The sequence below is a fragment of the Acidovorax cavernicola genome, assembly GCF_003581445.1.
Genome location: NZ_QXMN01000037.1, coordinates 35,752 through 60,253, shown reverse-complemented (window position 1 = coordinate 60,253; position 24,502 = coordinate 35,752). Strand labels below are relative to the sequence as shown.

Annotated in this window: 22 protein-coding genes; 5 read left to right on the top strand and 17 right to left on the bottom strand. The window is 66.3% G+C overall.

The window, feature by feature from the left end; all coding sequences use genetic code 11:
* Positions 1–12 precede the first annotated feature (12 nt).
* The 14 genes from truA to D3H34_RS23740 form a co-directional block, all read right to left on the bottom strand.
* Positions 13–837, bottom strand: a complete 825-nt coding sequence (truA, locus tag D3H34_RS23805) for a tRNA pseudouridine(38-40) synthase TruA (protein ID WP_119556710.1) — start codon at positions 835–837, stop codon at positions 13–15.
* 31 nt (positions 838–868) lie between these two features.
* Positions 869–3,664, bottom strand: a complete 2,796-nt coding sequence (locus tag D3H34_RS23800) for a FimV/HubP family polar landmark protein (protein ID WP_119556709.1) — start codon at positions 3,662–3,664, stop codon at positions 869–871.
* A 167-nt stretch (positions 3,665–3,831) separates the two neighbouring features.
* Positions 3,832–4,977, bottom strand: coding sequence for an aspartate-semialdehyde dehydrogenase (asd, locus tag D3H34_RS23795; protein WP_119556708.1), 1,146 nt, complete (start codon positions 4,975–4,977; stop codon positions 3,832–3,834).
* Between the two features lie 91 nt (positions 4,978–5,068).
* On the bottom strand, positions 5,069–6,157 hold the full coding sequence (gene leuB, locus D3H34_RS23790; protein ID WP_119556707.1) for a 3-isopropylmalate dehydrogenase: 1,089 nt from the start codon (positions 6,155–6,157) through the stop codon (positions 5,069–5,071).
* Between the two features lie 40 nt (positions 6,158–6,197).
* On the bottom strand, positions 6,198–6,848 hold the full coding sequence (gene leuD / locus D3H34_RS23785; RefSeq protein ID WP_119556706.1) for a 3-isopropylmalate dehydratase small subunit: 651 nt from the start codon (positions 6,846–6,848) through the stop codon (positions 6,198–6,200).
* A gap of 17 nt (positions 6,849–6,865) precedes the next feature.
* Positions 6,866–8,287, bottom strand: a complete 1,422-nt coding sequence (gene leuC, locus D3H34_RS23780; protein WP_119556705.1) for a 3-isopropylmalate dehydratase large subunit — start codon at positions 8,285–8,287, stop codon at positions 6,866–6,868.
* 47 nt (positions 8,288–8,334) lie between these two features.
* On the bottom strand, positions 8,335–9,288 hold the full coding sequence (locus D3H34_RS23775; protein WP_119556704.1) for a LysR family transcriptional regulator: 954 nt from the start codon (positions 9,286–9,288) through the stop codon (positions 8,335–8,337).
* A gap of 177 nt (positions 9,289–9,465) precedes the next feature.
* Positions 9,466–10,776 (bottom strand): citrate synthase, encoded by a 1,311-nt coding sequence (gltA, locus tag D3H34_RS23770; protein ID WP_119556703.1) that lies wholly within the window; start codon positions 10,774–10,776, stop codon positions 9,466–9,468.
* A 24-nt stretch (positions 10,777–10,800) separates the two neighbouring features.
* On the bottom strand, positions 10,801–11,121 hold the full coding sequence (locus D3H34_RS23765; RefSeq protein WP_119556702.1) for an FAD assembly factor SdhE: 321 nt from the start codon (positions 11,119–11,121) through the stop codon (positions 10,801–10,803).
* A 20-nt stretch (positions 11,122–11,141) separates the two neighbouring features.
* A complete protein-coding gene (locus tag D3H34_RS23760; protein WP_062479706.1) occupies positions 11,142–11,843 on the bottom strand; it encodes a succinate dehydrogenase iron-sulfur subunit in 702 nt (233 codons plus the stop codon).
* A gap of 22 nt (positions 11,844–11,865) precedes the next feature.
* A complete protein-coding gene (gene sdhA, locus D3H34_RS23755) occupies positions 11,866–13,674 on the bottom strand; it encodes a succinate dehydrogenase flavoprotein subunit (protein ID WP_119556701.1) in 1,809 nt (602 codons plus the stop codon).
* Positions 13,675–13,680: 6 nt separating this feature from the next.
* Positions 13,681–14,046 carry a succinate dehydrogenase, hydrophobic membrane anchor protein gene (sdhD, locus tag D3H34_RS23750; protein ID WP_119556700.1) on the bottom strand — a complete coding sequence of 122 codons (366 nt, stop codon included), beginning with the start codon at positions 14,044–14,046 and terminating at the stop codon, positions 13,681–13,683.
* A 13-nt stretch (positions 14,047–14,059) separates the two neighbouring features.
* Positions 14,060–14,506: a succinate dehydrogenase, cytochrome b556 subunit gene (gene sdhC / locus D3H34_RS23745; protein WP_119556699.1), complete on the bottom strand. Its 447-nt coding sequence runs from the start codon at positions 14,504–14,506 to the stop codon at positions 14,060–14,062.
* 234 nt (positions 14,507–14,740) lie between these two features.
* Positions 14,741–15,499 carry a GntR family transcriptional regulator gene (locus D3H34_RS23740; protein WP_119556698.1) on the bottom strand — a complete coding sequence of 253 codons (759 nt, stop codon included), beginning with the start codon at positions 15,497–15,499 and terminating at the stop codon, positions 14,741–14,743.
* 181 nt (positions 15,500–15,680) lie between these two features.
* On the opposite strand from D3H34_RS23740, the gene D3H34_RS23735 reads away from it, so the two are divergent.
* The 5 genes from D3H34_RS23735 (at position 15,681) to D3H34_RS23710 (ending at position 21,870) form a co-directional block, all read left to right on the top strand.
* Entirely contained in the window at positions 15,681–16,667 is a 987-nt protein-coding gene (locus tag D3H34_RS23735; protein WP_042578072.1) for a malate dehydrogenase, read from the top strand.
* A 140-nt stretch (positions 16,668–16,807) separates the two neighbouring features.
* Complete coding sequence (gene tam / locus D3H34_RS23725; RefSeq protein ID WP_119556712.1) at positions 16,808–17,599, top strand: trans-aconitate 2-methyltransferase; 792 nt, start codon at positions 16,808–16,810, stop codon at positions 17,597–17,599.
* Complete coding sequence (locus tag D3H34_RS23720; RefSeq protein ID WP_119556697.1) at positions 17,596–18,609, top strand: HpcH/HpaI aldolase/citrate lyase family protein; 1,014 nt, start codon at positions 17,596–17,598, stop codon at positions 18,607–18,609. Before tam ends, D3H34_RS23720 begins: the two co-directional genes overlap by 4 nt.
* Before the next feature lie 24 nt (positions 18,610–18,633).
* Positions 18,634–19,191, top strand: a complete 558-nt coding sequence (locus D3H34_RS23715) for a hypothetical protein (protein WP_119556696.1) — start codon at positions 18,634–18,636, stop codon at positions 19,189–19,191.
* A gap of 93 nt (positions 19,192–19,284) precedes the next feature.
* Positions 19,285–21,870 (top strand): bifunctional aconitate hydratase 2/2-methylisocitrate dehydratase, encoded by a 2,586-nt coding sequence (locus D3H34_RS23710; RefSeq protein ID WP_119556695.1) that lies wholly within the window; start codon positions 19,285–19,287, stop codon positions 21,868–21,870.
* A gap of 98 nt (positions 21,871–21,968) precedes the next feature.
* On the opposite strand, the gene D3H34_RS23705 is transcribed toward D3H34_RS23710, so the two are convergent.
* Genes D3H34_RS23705 through D3H34_RS23695 form a run of 3 tightly spaced genes read right to left on the bottom strand, consistent with a single transcriptional unit; the run spans position 21,969 to position 24,443 of the window.
* The gene (locus D3H34_RS23705; RefSeq protein ID WP_119556694.1) at positions 21,969–22,829 is read right to left on the bottom strand and encodes a hypothetical protein; all 861 of its coding nucleotides are present in this window, start codon (positions 22,827–22,829) and stop codon (positions 21,969–21,971) included.
* Between the two features lie 34 nt (positions 22,830–22,863).
* Positions 22,864–24,006, bottom strand: a complete 1,143-nt coding sequence (locus tag D3H34_RS23700) for a DUF2827 domain-containing protein (protein WP_119556693.1) — start codon at positions 24,004–24,006, stop codon at positions 22,864–22,866.
* A complete protein-coding gene (locus tag D3H34_RS23695; protein ID WP_119556692.1) occupies positions 24,003–24,443 on the bottom strand; it encodes a DUF4019 domain-containing protein in 441 nt (146 codons plus the stop codon). The genes D3H34_RS23700 and D3H34_RS23695 overlap by 4 nt, the downstream gene beginning before the upstream one ends.
* Between the last annotated feature and the right edge of the window lie 59 nt (positions 24,444–24,502).

Here is a 24,502-nt window from a genome sequence, read left to right as displayed (position 1 = left end):
GGGCGGGGGATGTCATGGCGGGCCATCATACGAAGCCCGGTCAGCCTGGAACGTGGCCTCGGCCGGCAGACCCCACTTGGCGTCGTACAACGGGCCGAGAAAATACAGGCCATCGGCGGAGAAAGTGGGTGCCGCGACCTTGCGGCTGCGCGCTTCGAGTACATCGGAAATCCACTCGGGCCGCTCGTCGCCACGGCCGATGCGCACGAGGCTGCCCATCAGGTTGCGGATCATGTGGTGCAGGAAGGCGTCGGCCTCGAACTCGAAATGCCAGCGGCAGCGTTCGCCGTCGCCCACGCGCGTGATCTCGATGCGGCGCAGGTCCTTGACCGGCGAGAGGGCCTGGCAGGCCGAAGCACGGAACGAGCTGAAATCGTGCCGGCCCACCAGCAGCGCCGCGGCGGCGCGCATGGCATCGCCGTCGAGCGGGTACATCGACCAACCGACCCGGCCGGAATCCAGGCTGGGCCGCACGGGCGATTGCGAGAGCACGTAGACGTAGCGGCGCGCCAGGGCGCTGGCGCGGCAATGGAATTCATCAGGCACCGGGTGCGCCCACTGCACCGCGATGTCGTCGGGCAGGTAGCGGTTGGTGCCGCGCATCCAGGAGAAAGGATCGCGCTCGATGGCGGTGTCGAAGTGCACCACCTGCATGAGCCCGTGCACGCCGGCGTCGGTGCGGCCGGCGCACAGCGTGCTGACTCTGCTGCCGGCGGGCAGTCCGGCGAATTTCGCGAGGGCCGCCTCGAGCTTGTCCTGCACCGTGCGGCCCGAGCGCTGGCTCTGCCAGCCCTCGTATGCCTGGCCGTTGTAGCGGATGCCGAGTGCCAGCCTCACGAAGCGGTCAGAAGGACAGTCGGCAACCGGCTCAGCGCAGTTCGGCGAGCAGTTGCTTGGCTTGCGACTTGAGGTCGCCAGCGCTTTCGGCTTCGACTTCCTCGACCAGCGAGCGCGCGCCTTCGACGTCGCCGATGGCCTGCAGTTCGCGGGCCAGCGAGAGCTTCACGGCATGCGGGTTGTCGTCGCCATCGTCATCCAGTGCGGACGCCGAGGCGGCCACAGCCGCGGAGCGCGGTGCTTCGGCGGCAGCGGAGCGGGCCGGCAGGCCGGCGAGGGCGCTCATGTCGAATTCGATGAAGCCGGAATCGGCAGGCAGCGCGTCGCGCAGCATGGCCGGGCGGGTGTTGTGCTCCGCGTCGTTCAGCGACGAGGGACGGGTGTGGGCGGTCAGCGCGCCGGGTGCGGTGTCGAAGTCGTTCTCGAGATCGACAGGCGCCACGGCGTGGCCATTGCTCAGCGGGGCCGGGGCGGCCGTCGGGGCGTAGACCGACTTCGGCAGGCTGGCGCCCACCGGAGCGGGCGCAGGTGCTGGCGGCTGGCTCAGGTCCAGGTCGAAGTCCAGCGGTGCGACCGACGGCACGAAGGCAGGGGGCGCAGACGCCACGGGCGGTGCGGCCGGGGGCGGCGGTGCCACGACGGCTGCGGCAGCCGGCTTGGCGGCGGCTGCCAGCGCGCCGGCGAAGGCGGCGGTTTCGGCCTGGCTGGCGCCACGCGCGGTGCCCGTGCCCGATTCGTACAGCGGGTTGCCCGGATCGAGGTCCTTGCCCATGTCGACCACGCGGTTCCATTCGGAGCCCACGCCGTTGGTCAGCTTGTGCACTTCGGTGGCCAGGCCGTCGAAGGCGCGCACATCGCGGCGCTTGGCGTGGATTTCGAGCAGCTTGAGGTGGATCGCGGTGCGATCCGGGTTCAGGCGCAGCGCTTCACGCAGGATTTCCTCGGCCTGCAGGTCGCGGCCATAGGCGAGGTAGACGTCGGCTTCGGCGACCGGGTCGACATCGCCCGCGTCGAGCTGGCTCGGCGAGTACGACAGCGACGAGACGGTGGAATCGCCGCGGTTCTTTGTGTCGACCGATTCGCCGCCGCTGGCGCCGAAGAACGAGTCCTTGGGAATGCGGCTCTCGAGGAACACGCTTTCGCTCATTTCCTCGCGACGACGGCCGAGCACGCGGTACAGCAGGAAGCCGACCAGCAGCGCGATCAGCGCAGCGCCCGCGAGCATCAGCGGGTTGTCGAGCAACTCGTCGAGGAAGCTGGGCTCCGGCGGAGGTGGCGGCGGCGCGGCCTTGACCACGGGCTTGGGTGCGACGAAGGGGGCGGCTGCGGCCGCAGCGCTGGCAGCGGCTGCCACGGGGAGGGCTGCGGCGTCGGTGGCAGACGGTGCTGCTGCGGCGGCGGGCGCAGCCGCTGAGGCTGCAGCGAGCGGAGCCGTGGCCGCGGGGGCTGCGACCGGAGCTGGCGTTGCCGGTGCGGCGACAGCTGCGGCAGGCGTTGCTGCGGGTGCAGCGACGGGTGCAGGACTCGTTGGGGCTGCCGGCGACGGCGTCGTGGCACCGGTCAACGGCGCGGGAACGGCGATGCCGGGGGTGGTGTTCGGCGCTGCGGGCGCGGCGGCTGCGGACGATCCGCTGCCAGTTCCGGTCCCGCTGGTGGCCTTGAGCTTGTTCAGCTCGCTGATGTTCTTCGAGAGTTCGGCGACGCGATTGCTGCTGTCCTGCGCCTGACGGGCCTGTGCGACCTTTTCGTCGGCAGCGCGCGTGGCGGCGTTGCCTTGCGACACCGTGAGCTTGTCGGGCGCGCTGGCGGCGGCATTGCGGTCTTCCACGCTGGCCTGCAGCTTGCCCGAGGCCTGACGGCTGGCGGCGGCCACGTTGGTGGTCGGCGCGTTTTCGGCGAGGCGCTGGCGATAGCTGCCGAAGTCGCGGCTTTGCGCGGTGATCGTGCGGCGTGCATCAGCGGCGGGCACGGCGGCTGCCGCGGCAGCGCTCGGCAGGTCGAGCACGGCACCGGCCTTCATCCGGTTGACGTTGCCGCCGACGAAGGCGTCAGGGTTGGCGTTCAGCAGCGCGACCAGCATCTGGTCGAGCGAAACATCGGCGGGCTTGTGGGCCGCGGCGATCTTGCCGGCGGTGTCGCCGCGACGCACCGTGAGCTGCTCGCCACTGCCACCGGTGGGGGCCGCGACGGCGGCACGTGCCGGAGCTGGTGCGGCTGCAGGGGCAGGCGAAGCAGCGGGTGCCGGTGTTGCCGCAACCGCAGGCGCGGGCTCGCGGCGCACGCGCGGAGCAGGTGCGGGGCGTTCGACCGGCGTGGCGATCTGCGGCGCAATGGGGGCGATCGGCGCGGCTGCCGCCTGGCGCGTGGCCGGCGGATCGAGCAGCACGGTGTAGTCGCGCACGATGCGGCCCGAGGCGCCGTTGGCTTCGAGCAGCAGGTCGATAAAGGGGTCGTTGAGCGGGCGGTTGCCGGCCAGGCGCACCACGTACTGGCCGCCGGCACGGCGTTGCAACGTGGCTTTCACGTCGCCCAGCGCCGCGTTGTAGGGGATGCCTGCGTTCTTGAAGGCTTCGGCCTTGGCGATGTTGATCTTCAGGCTGTCCGCTTCGTTGGCGGCGATTTCGGTGACGTCGATCTCGGCGCGCAGCGGTTCGCCCAGTGCCGACTGCACCCGCAGCGGCCCCAGCGCGAAGGCGCTGGCGTCGGCGCTGGCCAGTCCCAGTGTCAGGGCGGCAGCGGCGCCCAGGATGGAGAGGCGCCAGCCGTTCGACGGCAGGGCGGGGCGGGCGGCCGAAGGGCGGGCCGCGGGCAACAGATGTCTTGTCATGCTGATAGGGGCGGCTCAGGCCCTGAATTTGTAAGAGGACGTTAGCATCATCACCATGCACTGACAAGGCAATGCGCCTCTTCTACCCAGTGCGCGCATACTTCCGATGACATCCTGTGTTGCCTTTCGGCAACATTTTTGTATTCCAAGGGCCTGAGCAGCCCGCATCAGGCTTCGAGCAGGATGCGCAGCATGCGGCGCAGCGGTTCGGCAGCGCCCCACAGCAGCTGGTCGCCGATGGTGAAGGCGCCGACGTACTCGGGGCCCATCGCCAGCTTGCGGATGCGGCCGACCGGGATGTCCATGGTGCCCGTCACGGCGACAGGCGTCAGGTCCTTGACCGTGGCTTCGCGCGTGTTCGGCACGACCTTGGCCCAGGGGTTGTCGGCGGCGATCATCGCCTCGATGTCGGCGACTGGCACGTCCTTCTTGAGCTTGAAGGTCAAGGCCTGGCTGTGGCAACGCATGGCGCCGATGCGCACGCAGAAGCCGTCCACCGGCGTGGCGGCGGTGCCGAAGCCCGCGCCCTGGCCGAGGATCTTGTTGGTCTCGGCGCCGCCCTTCCACTCTTCCTTGGACATGCCGTCGCCCAGGTCCTTGTCGATCCAGGGGATCAGCGAACCGCCCAGCGGTGCGCCGAAGTTGGCCGTTTCGGCGGCGCTCAGGTTCTGCTGCTTGTGCAGCACCTTGCGGTCGATCTCGAGGATGGCCGACTTCGGGTCGTCGAGCAACGCGCGTACTTCGGCGTTGAGCGTGCCGAACTGGGTCAGCAGCTCGCGCATGTGCTGCGCGCCGCCGCCCGAGGCTGCCTGGTAGGTCATGCTGGTCATCCACTCGACCAGGCCGGCCTTGTAGAGGGCGCCCACGCCCATGAGCATGCAGCTCACGGTGCAGTTGCCGCCGACCCAGTTCTTGCCGCCCTTGGCGAGCGCGTTCTGGATCACGGGCAGGTTGACGGGGTCGAGCACGATGATCGCGTCATCGTTCATGCGCAGCGTGGAGGCCGCGTCGATCCAGTGGCCGTTCCAGCCGGCGGCACGCAGCTTGGGGAACACCTCGCTGGTGTAGTCGCCGCCCTGGCAGGTGATGACGATGTCGCACTTCTTCAGTGCCTCGATGTCGTTCGCATCCTTCAGCGTGGTCTCGTTCTTGGCCATTGCCGGGGCCTTGCCGCCGGCGTTGGAGGTCGAGAAGAAGACCGGCTCGATGAGGCCGAAGTCGCCTTCGGCCTGCATGCGGTCCATGAGGACCGAGCCGACCATGCCGCGCCAGCCCACGAGGCCGACCAGAGGTTGCTTGGATGCGTTCGCCATTTCAGTTTGCCCTTAGTGAAGAAAGAAAAATTCAGTCTTTTTTGCCCCCCGACTCGTCGGCCGGGGGAGGGCGTGACGAAGCGGGCTGCGGTTAGCCGGTAATCGTCTTTTTGGTGATGGCTGCTACGACCGCGTCGCCCATTTCGCGGGTGCCGACGCGCTTCGTGCCTTCGGACCAGATGTCGCCCGTGCGCAGGCCGGAGGCCAGCACGTGCTTGACCGCCGACTCGATACGGTCGGCAGCTTCGGGTTGGTTGAGGGAGAAGCGGAGCATCATGGCAGCGGACAGGATTGTAGCCAAAGGATTGGCAACCCCTTTGCCAGCAATGTCGGGCGCGCTGCCGTGGCTGGGCTCGTACAGGCCCTGGTTGCTCGAGTTGAGCGACGCCGAGGGCAGCATGCCGATGGAACCGGTGAGCATTGCGGCCTCGTCCGAGAGGATGTCGCCGAACATGTTGCCGGTGACGACCACGTCGAACTTCTTGGGCGCCTTCACGAGCTGCATGGCCGCGTTGTCGACGTACATGTGGTCGAGTTCGACGTCCGGATATTCCTTGCCGACCTCGGTCACGATGTCCTTCCAGAACTGGAAGGTCTCGAGCACGTTGGCCTTGTCGACGCTGGTCACGCGCTTGCTGCGCTTGCGGGCCGCCTCGAAGGCGACGCGGGCGATGCGCTCGACCTCGGGGCGCGAGTAGCGCATCGTGTCGAAGGCCTCTTCCGCGCCCGGGAAGTGGCCGTCGACGGCCGTGCGGCGGCCGCGCGGCTGGCCGAAGTAGATGTCGCCGGTCAGCTCGCGGATGATGAGGATGTCCAGGCCCGCGATCAGCTCGGGCTTGAGGCTCGAGGCGCCCACCAGCTGCTCGTAGCAGATGGCGGGGCGGAAGTTCGCGAACAGGCCCAGGTTCTTGCGCAGCCCCAGGATGGCCTGCTCGGGCCGCAGCGGGCGGTCGAGCTTGTCGTACTTCCAGTCGCCGACGGCGCCGAACAGCACAGCGTCGGATTCCTTGGCGAGCTTGAGCGTCGATTCGGGCAGCGGGTGGCCGTGGGCCTCGTAGGCCGCGCCGCCGACCAGCGCCGATTCCATCTCGAACTTCAGGTCGAGGACTTCGAGCACCCTGACGGCTTCTGCCACGATTTCGGTGCCGATGCCGTCACCCGGGAGAACTGCGATTTTCATAAGTTGGTCTGAGGTTTCTTGAAAACGGAAATGCGGTCGGTCACGAGATCATCGTGTGCGCCAGCCAGGGCTTCTGCGCCAGGCGCTCGGCCTCGAAGGCCTTGATCTTGTCCTTGTGGCGCAGCGTGAGGCCGATGTCGTCCAGGCCGTTCAGCAGGCAGTACTTGCGGAAGGCCTGCACGTCGAACGCGAACTCCTGGCCATCGGGCTTCACGACCACTTGGCGCTCCAGGTCGATGGTCAGCGAGTAGCCCGGGAAGGCGAAGGCCTCGTCGAACAGCTGCGAGACCTGCGCCTCGGGCAGCACGATCGGCAGCAGGCCGTTCTTGAAGCTGTTGTTGAAGAAGATGTCGGCGTAGCTCGGCGCAATGATCGCGCGGAAGCCGAACTGGTCGAGCGCCCACGGCGCGTGCTCGCGCGACGAGCCGCAGCCGAAGTTCTGGCGCGCCAGCAGCACCGAGGCGCCCGCGTAGCGCGGCTGGTTCAGCACGAAATCGGGGTTGGGTTTGCGGCTGGCCGGGTCCTGACCCGGAAAGCCGGCATCGAGGTAGCGCCACTCGTCGAACAGGTTCACGCCGAAGCCGGTCTTCTTGATCGATTTGAGGAACTGCTTCGGAATGATCGCGTCGGTGTCGACGTTCTCGCGGTCCATGGGGGCCACGAGGCCCTTGTGCACGGTGAATTTCTGCATGTGAATCTCTGGTGGGTTCAGGCGAACGTACGGACGTCGACGAAGTGACCATGCACCGCGGCGGCGGCGGCCATGGCCGGGCTCACGAGGTGGGTGCGGCCACCGGCGCCCTGGCGGCCTTCGAAGTTGCGGTTGCTGGTGGAGGCGCAGCGTTCGCCGGGCTCCAGGCGGTCGGCGTTCATGGCCAGGCACATCGAGCAGCCGGGCTCGCGCCATTCGAAGCCCGCGGCCTTGAAGATCTGGTCGAGCCCTTCGCGCTCGGCCTGTTCCTTCACCACGCCCGAGCCGGGCACGACCATCGCGAGCTTCACGTTCTTCGCGACCTTCTGGCCGAGCTTCTTCACCACGGCGGCGGCTTCGCGCATGTCCTCGATGCGGCTGTTGGTGCACGAGCCGATGAACACCTTGTCGATGAAGATGTCGTTCATGGCCTTGTTGGGCTCCAGGCCCATGTAGACCAGCGCGCGCTCGATGGCGCCGCGCTTGTTGGCGTCTTTCTCCTTGTCGGGGTCGGGCACGCGGCCGTTGATCTCGACCACCATCTCGGGCGAGGTGCCCCAGGTGACCTGCGGCGGAATCTGCGTCGCGTCGAGTTCGACCACCGCGTCGAAGGTCGCGCCCGGGTCGGACTGCAGCGTGCGCCAGTAGCTCACGGCCTGGTCCCATTCGACGCCGGTGGGCGCGAGCGGGCGACCCTTCACGTAGCTGATGGTCTTGTCGTCCACGGCCACCAGCCCGGCGCGTGCGCCGGCCTCGATGGCCATGTTGCAGACCGTCATGCGGCCTTCCATGCTCAGGTCACGGATGGCCGAGCCTGCGAACTCGATCGTGTAGCCCGTGCCGCCGGCGGTGCCGATCTTTCCGATGATGGCCAGCACGATGTCCTTGGCCGTGCAGCCCAGGGGCAGCTTGCCCTCGACCTTCACGAGCATGTTCTTCGCCTTCTTGCCCAACAGCGTCTGCGTGGCCATGACGTGCTCGACCTCGCTGGTGCCGATGCCGTGCGCCAGCGCGCCGAACGCGCCGTGCGTGGAGGTGTGCGAGTCGCCGCACACGACCGTCATGCCGGGCAGCGTCGCGCCACTTTCGGGGCCGATCACGTGCACGATGCCCTGGCGCTTGCTCAGGAACGGGAAGAACGCGGCGGCGCCGAATTCGGCGATGTTGTGATCCAGCGTGGTGACCTGTTCCTTGCTGGTCGGGTCGGCGATGCCTTCATAGCCGCGCTCCCAGCCGGTGGTCGGCGTGTTGTGGTCGGCCGTGGCCACGACCGAGCTGATGCGCCACAGCTTGCGGCCGGCTTCGCGCAGGCCTTCGAAGGCCTGAGGGCTGGTCACTTCGTGCACCAGGTGGCGGTCGATGTAGAGGATCGCGGTGCCGTCTTCCTCGGTGTGGACGACGTGTTCGTCCCAGATCTTGTCGTAGAGCGTGCGTGCCATGTCGGTCTCGTTCTTTCGTGGGGAAATGGATTGTCTGTCGATGCGGCTCAGGCCGCGAGGGATTCGGGTGCGTCCGTCGAATCGGCGGCCGCGTGCAGGTGATTCACCAGCGAGCGCGCGGCCACGGGCAGCGTGGAGAAGTCGCGCGCCACCAGCCGGATCTCGCGCGCCGCCCAGGCGTCGTCGAGCGCCACGCTCACCAGGCCGCGGCCGATGCCGTCCTGCATGAGCTCGAAGGCGCGCTGCGGCATCACGCCGATGCCCAGGCCGTTTTCGATCATCCGGCACATGGCGTCCAGGCCCGTGACGTGGATGCGCAGCTTGACGCTGCGACCGGCCTGCAGTGCGGCCTCGTGCATGGCGACGTAGATCGAGCTGTTGGTGTGCAGGCCGACGTGGTCGAAAGCCAGCGATTCGACGAAGTCGATGCGGCGGCGGTCGGCCAGCGCGTGCCCCGTCGGCACGATGAGCGCCAGGCGGTCGTGGCGGTACGGCAGGCTCTGCAGCTCGCCCGCGCCGCCGGCCACATGGCACACGCCGAGGTCGGCCGCGCCTTCCTGCACGGCGCGGATCACCTCGCTGCTCAGATGCTCCTCGAGGTCGATCTTGATGGCCTCGTGCGCGCGGGTGAAGACGCCCAGGTCTTCCGGCAGGAACTGCACGATGGCCGAGATGTTGGCGTGCACCCGCACATGGCCGCGCACGCCGTCGGCGTACTCGCTGAGTTCGCCCTGCATCTTCTCGAGGCTGTAGAGCACCGAGCGGGCGTGGTGCAGCAGGCTCTCGCCGGCCGGCGTGAGGTCTACCCCGCGTGCATGGCGGTAGAGCAGGGCGGTGCCGAGCGTGGCCTCCAGGTCCGACAGCCGCTTGCTGACGGCCGACGCCGCGATGAATTCGCGCTCCGCCGCGCGCCCGATGCTGCCCAGCTCGCACACGGCCACGAACAGCTGCAGCGACGTGAGGTCGATGCGGCGGGCGAAGTTGCGTTCGGACGTGCTCATGGAGGCTTGGGCATCGCATTTGGCGATGAGTTGGCTATTTTCTTACTGTTTTCAAGCTGTTGCCATCGCGATGCGCGATGGCCTCGCTGCCGGCCTGCGAGGAGGGGCATGTCGAACAGGCAATAAAAAAGCTGCCCGGAGGCAGCTTTTTCAGGGGGCGGAGTCTCCTGCGCTCGATCAGCGGGCCGAGATCGGCTTCACGTCACGCTTGGGCGAGCCTTCGAACAGCTGGCGCGGGCGGCCGATCTTGTACTCGGGGTCGCCGATCATTTCGTTCAGCTGGGCGATCCAGCCCACGGTACGGGCCAGCGCGAAGATCGCGGTGAACAGCGGCACGGGGATGCCGATGGCGCGCTGCACGATGCCCGAGTAGAAGTCGACGTTCGGGTACAGCTTGCGCGACACGAAGTACTCGTCTTCCAGGGCGATCTTCTCGAGTTCCTTGGCGAGCTTGAACAGCGGGTCGTTTTCCAGGCCCAGCTCGGTCAGCACTTCGTTGCAGGTTTCCTGCATCAGCTTGGCGCGCGGGTCGTAGTTCTTGTACACGCGATGGCCGAAGCCCATCAGCTTGACGTTCGAGTTCTTGTCCTTGACCTTCTTGATGAACTCGCCGATCTTCTCCACGCCACCTTCCTTCTGGATGTCGTAGAGCATGTTCAGCGCCGCTTCGTTGGCACCGCCGTGGGCCGGGCCCCACAGGCACGCCACGCCAGCCGCGATGGCCGCGAAGGGGTTCGTGCCCGACGAGCCGCACAGACGCACGGTCGAGGTCGAGGCGTTCTGCTCGTGGTCTGCGTGCAGGATGAAGATGCGGTCGAGCGCGCGCTCGAGCACCGGGTTCACCTTGTACTCCTCGCACGGCGTGGCGAACATCATGTGCAGGAAGTTGCCTGCATAGCTGAGTTCGTTCTTCGGGTACATGTACGGCTGGCCGACGGTGTACTTGTAGGCCATGGCCACGAGCGTGGGCATCTTCGCGATCAGGCGGATCGCGGCGATCTCGCGGTGCTCGGGATTGTTGATGTCCGTGCTGTCGTGATAGAAGGCCGACAGGGCGCCCACGAGGCCGGTCATGATGGCCATCGGGTGGGCATCGCGGCGGAAGCCGCGCAGGAAGAACTGCATCTGCTCGTTGACCATCGTGTGGTTCGTCACGAGCTTGGTGAAGTTGGCCTTCTTCGAAGCATCCGGCAGTTCACCGTACAGCAGCAGGTGGCAGGTCTCGAGGAAGTCGCAGTTGGTCGCGAGCTGCTCGATGGGGTAGCCGCGGTACAGCAGCTCGCCCTTGTCACCGTCGATGTAGGTGATGGCCGACTGGCAGGCGGCGGTCGACATGAAGCCCGGGTCGTACGTGAACATGCCGGTCTGCGCATACAGCTTGCGGATGTCGATCACGTCGGGGCCGATGGTGCCCTTGTAGATCGGCAGTTCGACGTTGTCGCCGCCATTGCTGAACGACAGCGTGGCCTTGGTATCGGATGCTTTCATTTCGGTTTACTTTCAGAGGAGGATTCAGGACGAAGGAGAAGAAATGGCTGGGCGCTGAGCGCCGTCGGTACGCATCAGCTGCAGCAGGGCGACCACCTCGGCCCCGGCCCATGCGGGCTCGGGCTCCTTTCTGCACAGCAGGAGGTCGAGGAGATCGTTGTCCGACAGGTCCATCAATGTCTCCATCGCTCCCGCCTGGCCGACGGTCATGCGGGATTCGTGCCGCTCGAAGAAGCGGGCGATGAACAGGTCGTTCTCCAGCAGACCGCGCCGGCAACGCCACTTGAGCTTGCTCAGCGCACGTTCGCCGAGCAGCGTATCGGGGGCGTTGGCGGGGGTCGACATAAGGCTTCTCGGAAAAACCGTCAGATGGCGCGACGCACCATCAGTTCCTTGATCTTGCCGATGGCCTTGGTGGGGTTCAGGCTCTTCGGGCACACATCGACGCAGTTCATGATCGTGTGGCAGCGGAACAGGCGGTACGGGTCTTCCAGGTTGTCCAGGCGCTCGGCGGTGGCTTCGTCGCGGCTGTCGGCGATGAAGCGGTAGGCCTGCAGCAGGCCGGCCGGGCCGACGAACTTGTCGGGGTTCCACCAGAAGCTCGGGCAGCTCGTGGAGCAGCTCGCGCACAGGATGCACTCGTACAGGCCGTCGAGCTCTTCACGCTCTTCGGGCGACTGCAGGCGCTCCTTCTCGGGCGGCACGGTGTCGTTCTGCAGGTACGGCTTGATCGAGTTGTACTGCTTGAAGAACTGGGTCATGTCGACGATCAGGTCGCGGATGACGGGCAGGCCCGGCAGCGGCTTGAGCACGACGGTGCCCTTGAGCGTGTTCATGTTGGTCAGGCAGGCCAGACCGTTCTTGCCGTTGATGTTCATCGCGTCGGAGCCGCAGACGCCTTCGCGGCACGAGCGGCGGAACGACAGCGTGGGATCCTGCGCCTTGAGCTTCATCAGGGCGTCCAGCAGCATGCGCTCGTGGCCGTCGAGTTCGACCTCGACCGTCTGCATGTAGGGCTTGGCGTCCTTGTCCGGGTCGTAGCGGTAGATCTGGAATGTGCGCTTCATCGTATGGACCTTGTAAATATTCTTAGAACGTGCGGACCTTGGGCGGCACGGAGGCCACGGTCAGGGGCTGCAGCTTCACGGGCTTGTACGAGAGGCGGTTGTCCGCGCTGTACCAGAGCGTGTGCTTCATCCAGTTGGCGTCGTCGCGACCCAGCGGTGCGACCGGATCGTCCGCGGGACGCTCGTAGTCTTCCACCGTGTGGGCGCCGCGGCATTCCTTGCGGGCAGCGGCCGAGACCATCGTGGCCTGCGCCACTTCGATCAGGTTGTCGACTTCCAGCGCTTCGATGCGGGCGGTGTTGAACACCTTCGACTTGTCCTTCAGGCCGATCGACTTGACGCGGTCGCGCACGGCGGCGATCTTGACCACGCCTTCGTCCATCGAGGCCTGCTTGCGGAACACGGCGGCGTGCTGCTGCATGACGGCGCGGATTTCGTTGGCCACGTCCTGCGCGTACTCGCCGCCGGTGGAGGCTTCGAGTTCGTTCAGGCGTTGCAACGTGCGGTCGGCGGCGTTCTTCGGCAGCTCCTTGTGTTCCTTGAGCTTGTCGTTGAACTCGACGATGTGGTTGCCGGCCGCGCGGCCGAACACCAGCAGGTCGAGCAGCGAGTTGGTGCCCAGGCGGTTGGCGCCGTGCACGCTCACGCAGGAGCATTCGCCCACGGCGTACAGACCGTTCACCACGGCGCTGTTGTCTTCACCCTTCTGGATGACGACCTGGCCGTGGATGTTGGTGGGGATGCCGCCCATCTGGTAGTGGATGGTCGGCACCACCGGGATCGGTTCCTTGGTGACGTCGACGTTGGCGAAGTTGATGCCGATTTCGTAGACCGACGGCAGGCGCTTGTGGATGGTGTCCGCGCCCAGGTGGTCCAGCTTCATGTGGATGTAGTCCTTGTTGGGACCACAGCCACGGCCTTCCTTGATTTCCTGGTCCATCGAGCGCGATACGAAGTCGCGCGGAGCCAGGTCCTTCAGCGTGGGCGCGTAGCGCTCCATGAAGCGCTCGCCGTTGCTGTTCAGCAGGATGGCGCCTTCGCCGCGGCAGCCTTCGGTCAGCAGCACGCCCGCGCCGGCCACGCCGGTGGGGTGGAACTGCCAGAACTCCATGTCCTGCAGCGGGATGCCCGAGCGCGCGGCCATGCCCAGGCCGTCGCCGGTGTTGATGAACGCGTTGGTGGACGCACCGAAGATGCGGCCTGCACCGCCGGTGGCCAGCAGCACGGTCTTGGCCTGCAGGATGTGCAGGTCGCCGGTTTCCATTTCGAGGGCCGTGACGCCGACCACATCGCCTTCGTCGTCACGGATGAGGTCGAGCGCCATCCATTCGACGAAGAACTGGGTGCGGGCTTCCACGTTCTTCTGATAGAGCGTGTGCAGCATCGCGTGGCCGGTGCGGTCGGCCGCGGCGCAGGCGCGTTGCACGGCCTTCTCGCCGTAGTTGGCCGTGTGGCCGCCGAACGGACGCTGGTAGATCGTGCCGTCGGGGTTGCGGTCGAACGGCATGCCGAAGTGCTCGAGCTCGTACACGACCTTCGGTGCTTCACGGCACATGAACTCGATCGCGTCCTGGTCGCCGAGCCAGTCGGAGCCCTTGATCGTGTCGTAGAAGTGGTAGTGCCAGTTGTCTTCGCTCATGTTGCCGAGCGAGGCGCCCACGCCGCCCTGGGCAGCGACGGTGTGCGAGCGGGTCGGGAACACCTTGGAGAGCACGGCCACGTTGAGGCCGGCACGTGCGAGTTGCAGCGAGGCGCGCATGCCGGAGCCGCCGGCACCGACGATCACGACGTCGAACTTGCGCTTGGTGATGTTTTCTTTTGTGTAGGTCATGGTGGGTCAGATCTTCCAAAGCACTTGAATGGCCCAACCCGCACAACCGACAAGCCAGACGATGGTGAAAACTTGCAGCACGAGACGGATGGCGACGGGCTGGACGTAGTCCATCCACACGTCGCGCATGCCGACCCACACGTGATAGAGCAGGGCGACGATCACGGAGAAGGTCAGGACCTTCATCCACTGTGCGGCGAAGATGCCGGCCCACAGGTCGTAACCGATGGGGCCGCGCGAGAAGATCAGCTGTGCGAGCAGGATGATCGTGAAGAGCGCCATCAGGGCGCCGGTGATGCGCTGGCTGAGCCAGTCACGCAGACCGTAGTGGGCGCCGACGACGACGCGCTTGGAGCCGTAATTCACAGACATGGTGGGCTCCTTCTCAGTACAGGCCGAACAGCTTGGCGCCAAGCACCAGCGTGAGGATGACGCTTGCTGCCAGCGTGAAGATGGCAGAGCTGTGACCGAACTCCTTGGTCACGGCCGAATGGCTCACGTCCATCCAGAGGTGGCGCAGGCCGGCGATGAAGTGGTGCAGGTAAGCCCAGATCAGGGCCAGTGCGACGAGCTTGAAGAACCATCCCGGGGCAAAGCCGATGCCGGTGTTGAACGCGGCCTTGAATTTCGCGAACGAATAGTCAGATGACAGCGAGGTGTCGAACATCCAGATGATGAAGGGCATCAGCAGGAACATCAGCACACCGCTCACGCGGTGCAGGATCGACACGATGCCCGCCGGTGGGAGCCGGTAGGTTGTCAGATCGGTGAAGGCGTTGATGTTCCGGAATTCGCGACGCGGCGGCCGGGGGGGAGTTGCAAGCTCTGTCATAGGGAGATGGCTTTCGTGGCTTTGTGACTTGTTGGCTTGTTCTGAGAGCGAACGCTTTTGTTTCTTCTGCGGAATGCAAACAACGCAAAATTCTATTGCAATGCACCATCGCGCATCGGACGCGCAGGAGTCAACGCACTGCGGTAGTCGGATGCTCGGGGCTCAAGGCTGCGTTGCGCGGGGTGAGTGTGCGCGTTTGCGCCCGCGCGGGCGATGTTCTTCGGCGCCATCGGATCAGCCCAACTGGTTGCGGTAGTGGTGGGTGTCGGTGCGGTACAGGCCGCGGCGAAGTTCCATCGGCATGTCGTGGTACGTGTGCGCCACGCGCTCCACGCTCAGCAGCGGCATCTGCAGCGGCACGTCGAGCAACTGGGCCTGTTCGGCGTCGGGCAGCACGGCACGGATCTTTTCTTCGGCGCGCACCATGCGCACGCCGAATTCGGTTTCGAACATCGCATACATCGGACCTGGCCAGGCGCGCAGCCGGTCGGCCGTGAGGCCCTTGAAGGGCGCGCCGGGCAGCCAGAGGTCTTCGAGGATGGTCGGCACGCCCGCATAAGCGAGCACGCGGCGCACCTGCAGCACGGCGTCGCCGGTGCGCAGGCTCAGTGCGCGCGCCACGTCGGCCGAGGCGCGCAGGCGCTTGCAGTCGACGATGGTGCGTTCGGCCGGGCCTTCGGTGTTGGGGTCGCCGGCATCGGGCACGAGTTTCAGGAAGCGGTACTGCACATGCTGCTCGGCATGCGTGGCGACGAAGGTGCCCTTGCCCTGGCGGCGCACCACCAGGTTTTCGGCCGCCAGCTCGTCGATTGCCTTGCGCACCGTGCCCTGGCTCACGCGGTAACGCACCGCCAGGTCCATCTCGCTGGGGATGGGCTCGCCCGGCTTCCACTCGCCGGCCTGCAGGCTCTGCAGGATCAAGGTCTTGATCTGCTGGTAGAGCGGACTGAAGGACGGCGTCGTGGGCTCGTCGAGGGTGGAGGGCGTGTTCATGGCAGCGGTGGGGTGCGCCGTGGCGGACCCCCAGAGGATATCTTATATAAGACATAAGACGGCCTTTGTTGAATCGGCTTAAAATGCGGCCCGGTCCCGCGCCGCGGGAAAGCTTCCCCCCGCTGGACCGCGGCGCCCCACGAGGACGCTACCCCGTTTCACCACCTTCTGGAGTCTTCCCATGAGCAAAAAGCCTGTCCGCGTTGCCGTTACCGGTGCCGCCGGTCAAATCGGTTACGCCCTGTTGTTCCGTATCGCATCCGGCGAAATGCTCGGCAAAGACCAGCCGGTCATCCTGCAACTGCTCGAAATCCCCGACGAGAAGGCCCAGAAGGCGCTCAAGGGCGTGATGATGGAGCTCGACGACTGCGCCTTCCCGCTGCTGGCCGGCATGGAAGCCCACGGCGACCCGATGACCGCCTTCAAGGACGCCGACTACGCGCTGCTGGTCGGTTCGCGCCCCCGCGGCCCCGGCATGGAGCGTGCCGAGCTGCTGGCCGTCAACGGCGCCATCTTCACCGCGCAAGGCAAGGCCCTCAACGCCGTCGCCAGCCGCAACGTCAAGGTGCTGGTGGTCGGCAACCCGGCCAACACCAACGCCTACATCGCCATGAAGAGCGCTCCGGACCTGCCGCGCAAGAACTTCACCGCCATGCTGCGCCTGGACCACAACCGCGCTGCCAGCCAGATCGCCGCCAAGACCGGCAAGGCCGTGGCCGACATCGAGAAGCTCACCGTCTGGGGCAACCACTCGCCCACGATGTACGCCGACTACCGTTTCGCCACCATCAACGGCGAAAGCGTCGCCAAGATGATCAATGACCAGGAATGGAACGCCAACACCTTCCTGCCGACCGTCGGCAAGCGCGGCGCGGCCATCATCGAAGCCCGCGGCCTGTCGTCGGCTGCCTCGGCCGCCAACGCCGCCATCGACCACATGCGCGACTGGGCCCTGGGCACCAACGGCAAGTGGGTCACGATGGGCATCCCGTCGGACGGCCAGTACGGCATTCCGAAGGACGTGATGTTCGGCTTCCCGGTCACCTGCGAAAACGGTGAGTACAAGCTGGTCGAAGGCCTCGAAATCGACGCATTCAGCCAGGAACGCATCAACAAGACCCTCGAAGAGCTCGAAGGCGAACGCGCCGGCGTCGCTCACTTGTTGTAAACCCCCAGGCTTCGCGCACTTCGTGTCGCTTCGCCAACCCCCTTGCAGGGGGCAACACCAGCGGCCCGGCAAAGCCGGTTCCGCGGTGTTCCGCGAAGGATGCGTCGGGCGAAGCCGGTAGCACCTCAATCGGTTTGACCATGCTCGACTGGAACCCCGCGCTCTACCGTCGCTACGAGGACGAGCGCACCCGGCCCGCACAGGAACTCCTGGCGCGGGTCCCGCTTGCCGAGGCCGCCCGCGTGGTCGACCTCGGGTGCGGTCCGGGCAATTCCACCGAGTTGCTGGTTCGTCGGTTCCCCAAGGCGCAAGTCACGGGCACCGACAACTCCGAAGCCATGCTGGTCAGTGCGCGCGAGCGCCTGCCGGCCGCGCGCTTCGAATTGAGCGACATCGCGACCTGGGCGCCGCGGTCTTCGGACGAAGCGCCCGATCTCATCTATGCCAACGCGTCCCTGCAATGGGTGCCGGATCACGAAACGCTGATCCCGCGCCTGTTCGATGCGCTGGCCCCGGGCGGCGTGCTCGCCGTCCAGATGCCCGACAACCGTCAGGAGCCCACGCACCGCCTGATGCGCGCGCTCGCGGCCGAAGCGCCCTGGGCCGAGCCCATCGGTGACGCCGACAAGCTGCGCACCCTGTTGCTGCCGCTGGGCGCTTACTACGACCTGCTGGCGCCCAAGGCGGCGAATGTCGATGTCTGGCACACGATCTACCAGCACCGCATGGCCGATGCCGCCTCCATCGTCGAATGGGTGCGCAGCACGGGCCTGAAGCCTTTCGTCGACCGGCTGCCGCCCGACCTCCAGGCGAGCTATCTCGCCGAATACGAGCGCAGGGTGGACCAGGCCTATCCGGTGCGCACCGACGGCAAGCGCCTGCTCGCCTTCCCGCGCATGTTCATCGTGGCGCACAAGAAGACAGACGCATGACGACGAAGACCGTCGCCCATCCCGCGGACGTGCTGCTCGGCGCACAGGCCGGCGCCGTGACGCTGCCGGTGTGCGACCACTACAGCGGCGTCGAGGCCCGCATGAAGAAGAGCCTCGCGCTCCAGGCCGAGATGGCCGAGGAGTTCGGCGCCTGCGTGTTCGACGTCACCCTCGATTGCGAAGACGGCGCCCCGGTCGGTGGCGAGGCCGAGCATGCCGCGCTCGTCACCGAGCTCGCGCTGGCCGCCCAATCCGGCATGCGCGTCGGCGTGCGCGTGCATCCGGTCGACCATCCTGCCTTTGCCGGCGACGTCATCACCATTGCCGGACGCGCCGGCCAGCGGCTGAGCCACCTGATGGTACCCAAGGTCGAGTCGGTGGCCGATGTGTTGCAGGCTGTTGCAGCGCTCGACGCGGCGGATGCCGGTGCATTGCCTCTGCACGTGCTGATCGAATCCCCGCTTGCGGTGCACAACGCCTTCGAGATCGCCGCTCATCCGCGCGTGCAGTCGCTGAGCTTCGGCCTGATGGATTTCGTGTCGGCGCATGCCGGTGCCATCCCTGCCGACGGCATGGGCGCGGCAGGGCAGTTCAGCCATCCGCTGGTCGTGCGGGCCAAGCTGGCGCTGGCCTCGGCCGCGCATGCCCATGGCAAGGTGCCCTCGCACTGCGTGGTCACCGAGTTCAACGACATGGATGCCATGCGCACCGCGGCCCGCAAGGCAGCCACCGAATTCGGCTACACGCGGATGTGGAGCATCCACCCGAACCAGATCCGGCCGATCCTCGAGGCCTTCGCGCCCGACGAGGCGCAGATTCAAATTGCCACAAAAATCATTACAAAAGCCGCAGAGGCGGATTGGGCACCGACACAAATTGATGGCACATTGCACGACCGCGCGAGCTACCGCCATTTCTGGCAGGTTCTGACGCGTGCCCACGCAACAGGGCGCGCGTTGCCCTCCGAGGCGAAAGCCTGGTTTGCATCGCGGTCTCCAGAAACCCACTGAATCCAGCCTCAAGGAAACCCGCACATGAAGAAAATCGCATTGATCACCGCCGTTGCGCTGGCCCTGCCTTTGGCCGCCGTGGCGCAGAACGCCACCGCCACCAAGCCGGCCGCTGCCAAGGCCGAAGCCAAGAAGACGCCACCGAAGCGCCAGGTCACCCGCAAGGCGGCCAAGGCTGTCGAAGAGGTCACGCCGATCGCCGACGACACCAACATCGTGCTCACCGAAGCCGACCTGGCCGTCGCGCAGCGCGTGTCCACCGGCAAGGCCCAGTGCGAGCTCGGCGCCGACGTGACCGTCACGCCCGACGAGAAGAAGCCCGGCTTCTTCACCGTGACGACCAAGGGTCTGAAGTACCGCATGCACCCGGTCGAAAGCCGCACCGGCGCCATCCGCCTCGAAGACCCGCGCGCCGGCGCCATGTGGCTCCAGCTGGGCAACAAGTCGATGCTGATGAACCAGAAGGCCGGCCTGCGCATCGCCGACGAATGCCAGACGGCGGCCCAGGTCGCCTTTGCCGACGAAATGAAGAAGAACCCGCCGAAGGCCCTTTTCGAAGGTGCTGACGCGGCCAAGAAGTAAGACGAGCACCGAACCCGGGGTGCGGCGCGGCTCTTGCTTGGCCGCTGGAGACCGTACCGCACGCCCGATAGCCTAGTTTCCGGAGAAAAGAAGATGTTGCAAGCCTACGTTGACCATGTTGCCGAACGCGCCGCGCTCGGTATCCCGCCGCTGCCCCTGAGCGCGAAGCAAACCGCCGAAGCGATCGAGCTCCTCAAGAGCGCGAATGCCAAGGACGGTGCCTTCCTGCTCGACCTGCTCACCCACCGCGTGCCCGCCGGCGTCGACGACGCCGCCAAGGTCAAGGCGAGCTACCTCGCGGCCGTGGCCCACGGCACCGAGAAGAATGCGTTCATCTCGCGCGCCCGCGCGACCGAACTGCTCGGCACCATGCTCGGCGGCTACAACATCAGCCCCATGATCGACCTGCTGGACGACGCCGAAGTCGGCGCCGTGGCAGCCGAAGGCCTGAAGAAAACCCTGCTGATGTTCGACCAGTTCCACGACGTCAAGGAAAAGGCCGACAAGGGCAACGTCCACGCCAAGGGCGTGCTGCAAAGCTGGGCCGACGCCGAGTGGTTCACCAGCCGTCCCGAAGTGCCGGCCAGCATCACCGTCACCATCTTCAAGGTGGCCGGCGAAATCAACACCGACGACCTGTCGCCGGCCCCCGACGCCACGACGCGTCCCGACATTCCGATGCACGCCCTGGCGATGCACAAGAACGCCCGCCCCGGCATCGTTCCTGAAGAAGACGGCAAGCGCGGCCCGGTGAAGTTCATCGAGGACCTGCGCGCGCGCGGCCACCTCGTGGCCTACGCCGGCGACGTGGTCGGCACGGGCTCGTCGCGCAAGAGCGCCACCAACTCGGTGCTGTGGTTCACCGGCGAAGACATTCCCTTCGTGCCGAACAAGCGTTTCGGCGGCGTCTGCCTCGGCGGCAAGATCGCTCCCATCTTCTACAACACGATGGAAGACTCGGGCGCGCTGCCGATCGAACTCGACGTCACGCAGATGAACATGGGAGACGTGGTCGAGCTGCGTCCCTATGAAGGCAAGGCGCTGAAGGACGGCAAGGTCATCACCGAATTCCAGGTCAAGAGCGACGTGCTGTTCGACGAAGTGCGCGCCGGCGGCCGCATTCCGCTGATCATCGGCCGCGGCCTCACGGCCAAGGCGCGCGAAGCGCTGGGCCTGCCCGTCTCGACGCTGTTCCGCCTGCCGCAAAGCCCGGTCGACACCAAGAAGGGCTTCTCGCTCGCACAGAAGATGGTCGGCCGCGCCTGCGGTCTGCCCGAAGGCCAGGGCGTTCGCCCGGGCACGTACTGCGAACCCAAGATGACCTCGGTCGGCTCGCAGGACACCACCGGCCCGATGACGCGCGACGAGCTGAAGGACCTGGCCTGCCTGGGCTTCTCGGCCGACCTCGTGATGCAGTCGTTCTGCCACACCGCGGCGTACCCGAAGAAGGTCGACGTCAAGATGCACCACGAACTCCCCGAGTTCATGGCCAACCGCGGCGGCGTGTCGCTGCGTCCGGGCGACGGCGTGATCCACAGCTGGCTCAACCGCCTGCTGACGCCCGACACCGTCGGCACCGGCGGCGACAGCCACACCCGCTTCCCCATCGGCATCAGCTTCCCCGCGGGCTCGGGCCTCGTGGCTTTCGCTGCCGCCACCGGCGTGATGCCGCTGGACATGCCCGAATCGGTGCTCGTGCGCTTCAAGGGCAAGATGCAGCCCGGCGTCACGCTGCGTGACCTGGTCAACGCCATTCCGTTGTACGCCATCAAGTCGGGCCTGCTGACCGTGGCCAAGCAAGGCAAGAAGAACATCTTCTCGGGCCGCATCCTCGAAATCGAAGGCCTGCCGGACCTGAAGGTCGAACAAGCCTTCGAGCTGAGCGACGCGTCGGCCGAGCGCTCGGCCGCCGGCTGCACGGTGCACCTGAACAAGGAACCGATCCAGGAGTACATCAACAGCAACATCACGCTGATGAAGTGGATGATTGCCGAAGGCTACGCCGACGCCCGCACGCTGGCACGCCGCATCGCCGCCCAGGAAGCCTGGCTGGCGAACCCGCAGTTGCTCAAGGGCGACGACGACGCCGAGTACGCCGCAGTCATCGAGATCGACCTGGCCGAGATCCACGAACCCATCGTGGCCTGCCCGAACGACCCCGACGACGTGAAAACGCTGAGCGATGTGGCCGGCGCTGCCATCGACGAAGTGTTCATCGGTTCGTGCATGACCAACATCGGTCACTTCCGCGCCGCGTCGAAGCTGCTCGAAGGCAAACGCGACATCCCGGTCAAGCTGTGGATCGCACCGCCGACCAAGATGGACGCCCAACAGCTCACCGAGGAGGGCCACTACGGCGTGTTCGGCAATGCCGGCGCCCGCACCGAAATGCCGGGCTGCTCGCTGTGCATGGGCAACCAGGCACAGGTGCGCGAAGGCGCCACGGTGATGTCGACCAGTACCCGCAACTTCCCGAACCGCCTTGGCAAGAACACGAACGTGTACCTGGGCTCGGCCGAACTGGCCGCCATCTGCTCGCGCCTGGGCCGCATCCCGACGCGCGAGGAGTACATGGCCGCCACGGGCGTGATCGATGCGTCCAGCGCGCAGATCTACCAGTACCTGAACTTCGACAAGATCGAAGACTACAAGGGCGTGGCGGACACGGTCACGGCCTGAGGGCTGCGGCAGCCGGTGATCTGACCGATTGATCGACTCGCCGGCCCCATGAAAAAGCCCCGCTTCGGCGGGGCTTTTTCATGGGCGCTCGCTCGGTGTCAGCCGTGCGACGGATTGGATTTCAGGTGCTCCTGGCCCTTCAGCACCATCGTCATCCCGGCCGTGCCCCCGACCGCGTTGGGCAGCGAGGCCTGAAGCGAGTGGGCAAAGTCTCCCCGGTACAGCTTGGCGCCCTGGTGGGTCAGGTTCGAATTGGCGTCGATGTAGATCGACTCGCCCAGGCCCGACCACAGCCGGCAGAAGCCATAGTCTTCCGACAGGTAGCGCCGCGTGACCGGGTCGACCATCACATCGAAGAAGCGGTAGTGCAGCCCCTGGTCGGTCTCGCCGATGCTGTCGGGCGTGTATTGCAAGTCGGGGTAGGCGGCCATGAGCCGCTCGAACACCTGGCGCCGGATCGCCATGAAGCCCGTCGGCGCCTCGGTCATTTTCATGAAGCCGTCGGGCTGCACTTCGAGCTCGATCTGCGTCGCGCCTTCCTCGGCCTGGGCATTGACCGTGTAGCGCGTGAAGGCCGCCTCGAACTGTTGCTGCGTGGTGCCTGCCGCCACACCGTCCTGCGGCCAGTTCTCGCGCTTCAGCGGATAGACGCCCGCGGCGATGTCGTAGCCCGACAGCAGCAGGCGGAACGCTGCCTCGGCGGAGAAGCCGATGTCCGCATCCACCCAGAACAGGTGGGTCCACTCCTTGTTGGCCAGGAACTGGGCCACGCAGTTGTTGCGGGCACGCGTGACCAGGCTTTCACCCTGGTGCATCAGCACCTGCATCCTCATGCCGGCGCGCTCGGCGTTGATGGTGAAGTTCAGCAGCGAGGCCACGTAGTTCTGGAAGAACTTGCCGTCGTGGCTCGGTGTCACGATCACGGGGTAGAAGTTCCGGAGTTCGGACGGGTCGAGCATGCGAGGGGGTTCCGTGTGTCGGGTGTCTGGCTGACTAGCGGGCCGGACGCCGCATCAGGCCCTGCAACAGGGTGTCGTAGGTCTGCGTGGCCGCCGCATCGCCGGGCAGGTAGCGTCCGATCAGCGCGCGCTGCCGATCGCGGTAGGTCTGGGCCTGGGCGTCGTGCCCGTCGATGGCCTCGAGCACGCGGGCGCTGCCTGCGGCCACGTCGTTCTCGGCGTAGTAATAGCCGAGGTCCGCGCACAGATGCGCGTTGTGCACCAGCGGATAGCCCTGCCAGCAGGTCTCGAGGTAGAAGTAGTTGAGCGGGTTCTCCCACTGGTGGGAGACCACGATGTCCGTGTTCTGCGCCAGGAACACCGGGGTTTCGTGCCGGCCCAGGAAGACCGCCTTGTGCTGGCGCACCAGGTCGAGCTGGTTCATCAGCGTGATGAACTCCATGCTGTCCTTGGCCATGCGCTCCGCGTTCGTGACCTGCAGCAGCGCGACCGCATCGGGCCGGGCGCGGTACGCCAGCTCGGCGATCAGGATCGGGTAGACGCAGAACTTCACCACGTTGATGTTCGGCTCCATCACGCTCAACCGTCGCGGCCCGCTGCGCGGCTGATACACGCCGCCGTCGGGCAGGGCGCGCGAGCGCTCCTCCAGGAACACCGGGCTCCAGACGAAAGGCACGGCGCGCGCCTCGGCGCGGCGCAGCACCTCGAAGTACGGCTGGCTGATGTGGGCCACCTGCGGAACCATCCAGATGTCGTCGTAACGCTGGTTGATGAACAGGTTGCGCCCCCACAGCGGCTTGCCGAAGAGCATCGACTCCATGGCGTGCACGTACTCGAAGCCGCAGCAGTACGACACCAGCCGCGCGCCGCGGCGCTTCAGGTGCTCGGTCTGGTCGGCATCGATCTGGCCACCCAGCTCGATCAGCACGTCCACGCTGTCCTTGGCCGCCTCGAAGGTCACGGTCGGCCAGCGGGCCTGGTCCCAGGGCAGGGCGGGGGTGATGGCGGTGGCGGTCGTGTTGACCAGCACCACGGAGGCCACGCTGGGGCAGTGCTTCAGCGCCTCCGCCAAGAACACGGCGTTCTGCTTGATCCCGTTGTTCCAGAGGGTCTCGGCCTCGTGGTGGAGGCCGATCGTGATGCCGATGCGCAGGCCGGCACCCGAGGCGGTGGTCATTGGTTTTCGCGGGGGACGTAGCCCGTCAGGCGCCAGCCGTTGGGTTCGAGGCGGAAGCTGACTTTTTCGAAGACCGTCTTGTCGTTGGTCAGGCGGGTGGCGAAGTCGACGTTGGCGTACAAGCCTGGCGGAATGCCGGCGCTGTCGTCCAGGTAACGGATGCGCGTCACGCTGGCCCAGTCGCGCCGGGCCACGACGCCCACGGTCTGGCGCGAGCGTTGCGTGTTGGCGACAAATTCTGCCTTCGGGAAGCGAGTCTTCACAAACGCCGATGCGCTGTCCCAGAGCTCTCCCGAACGGCTCTCGTCGATCTGCTTGAGGCTGCTGAGGCCCGCCTGAATGAGTTCATCGGCGGAACTGCCGTCCTGCGCCAGGACGCAGGAACTGGCGAGGGCCAGCGTGCATGCGGCCAGGAAATGGGGGAGGAACGGCTTCATTTGGGCAACCTTTGTGAGGAAAACCGCTGTGACAAACAGCGGCGGCGATTCTAGGCGGC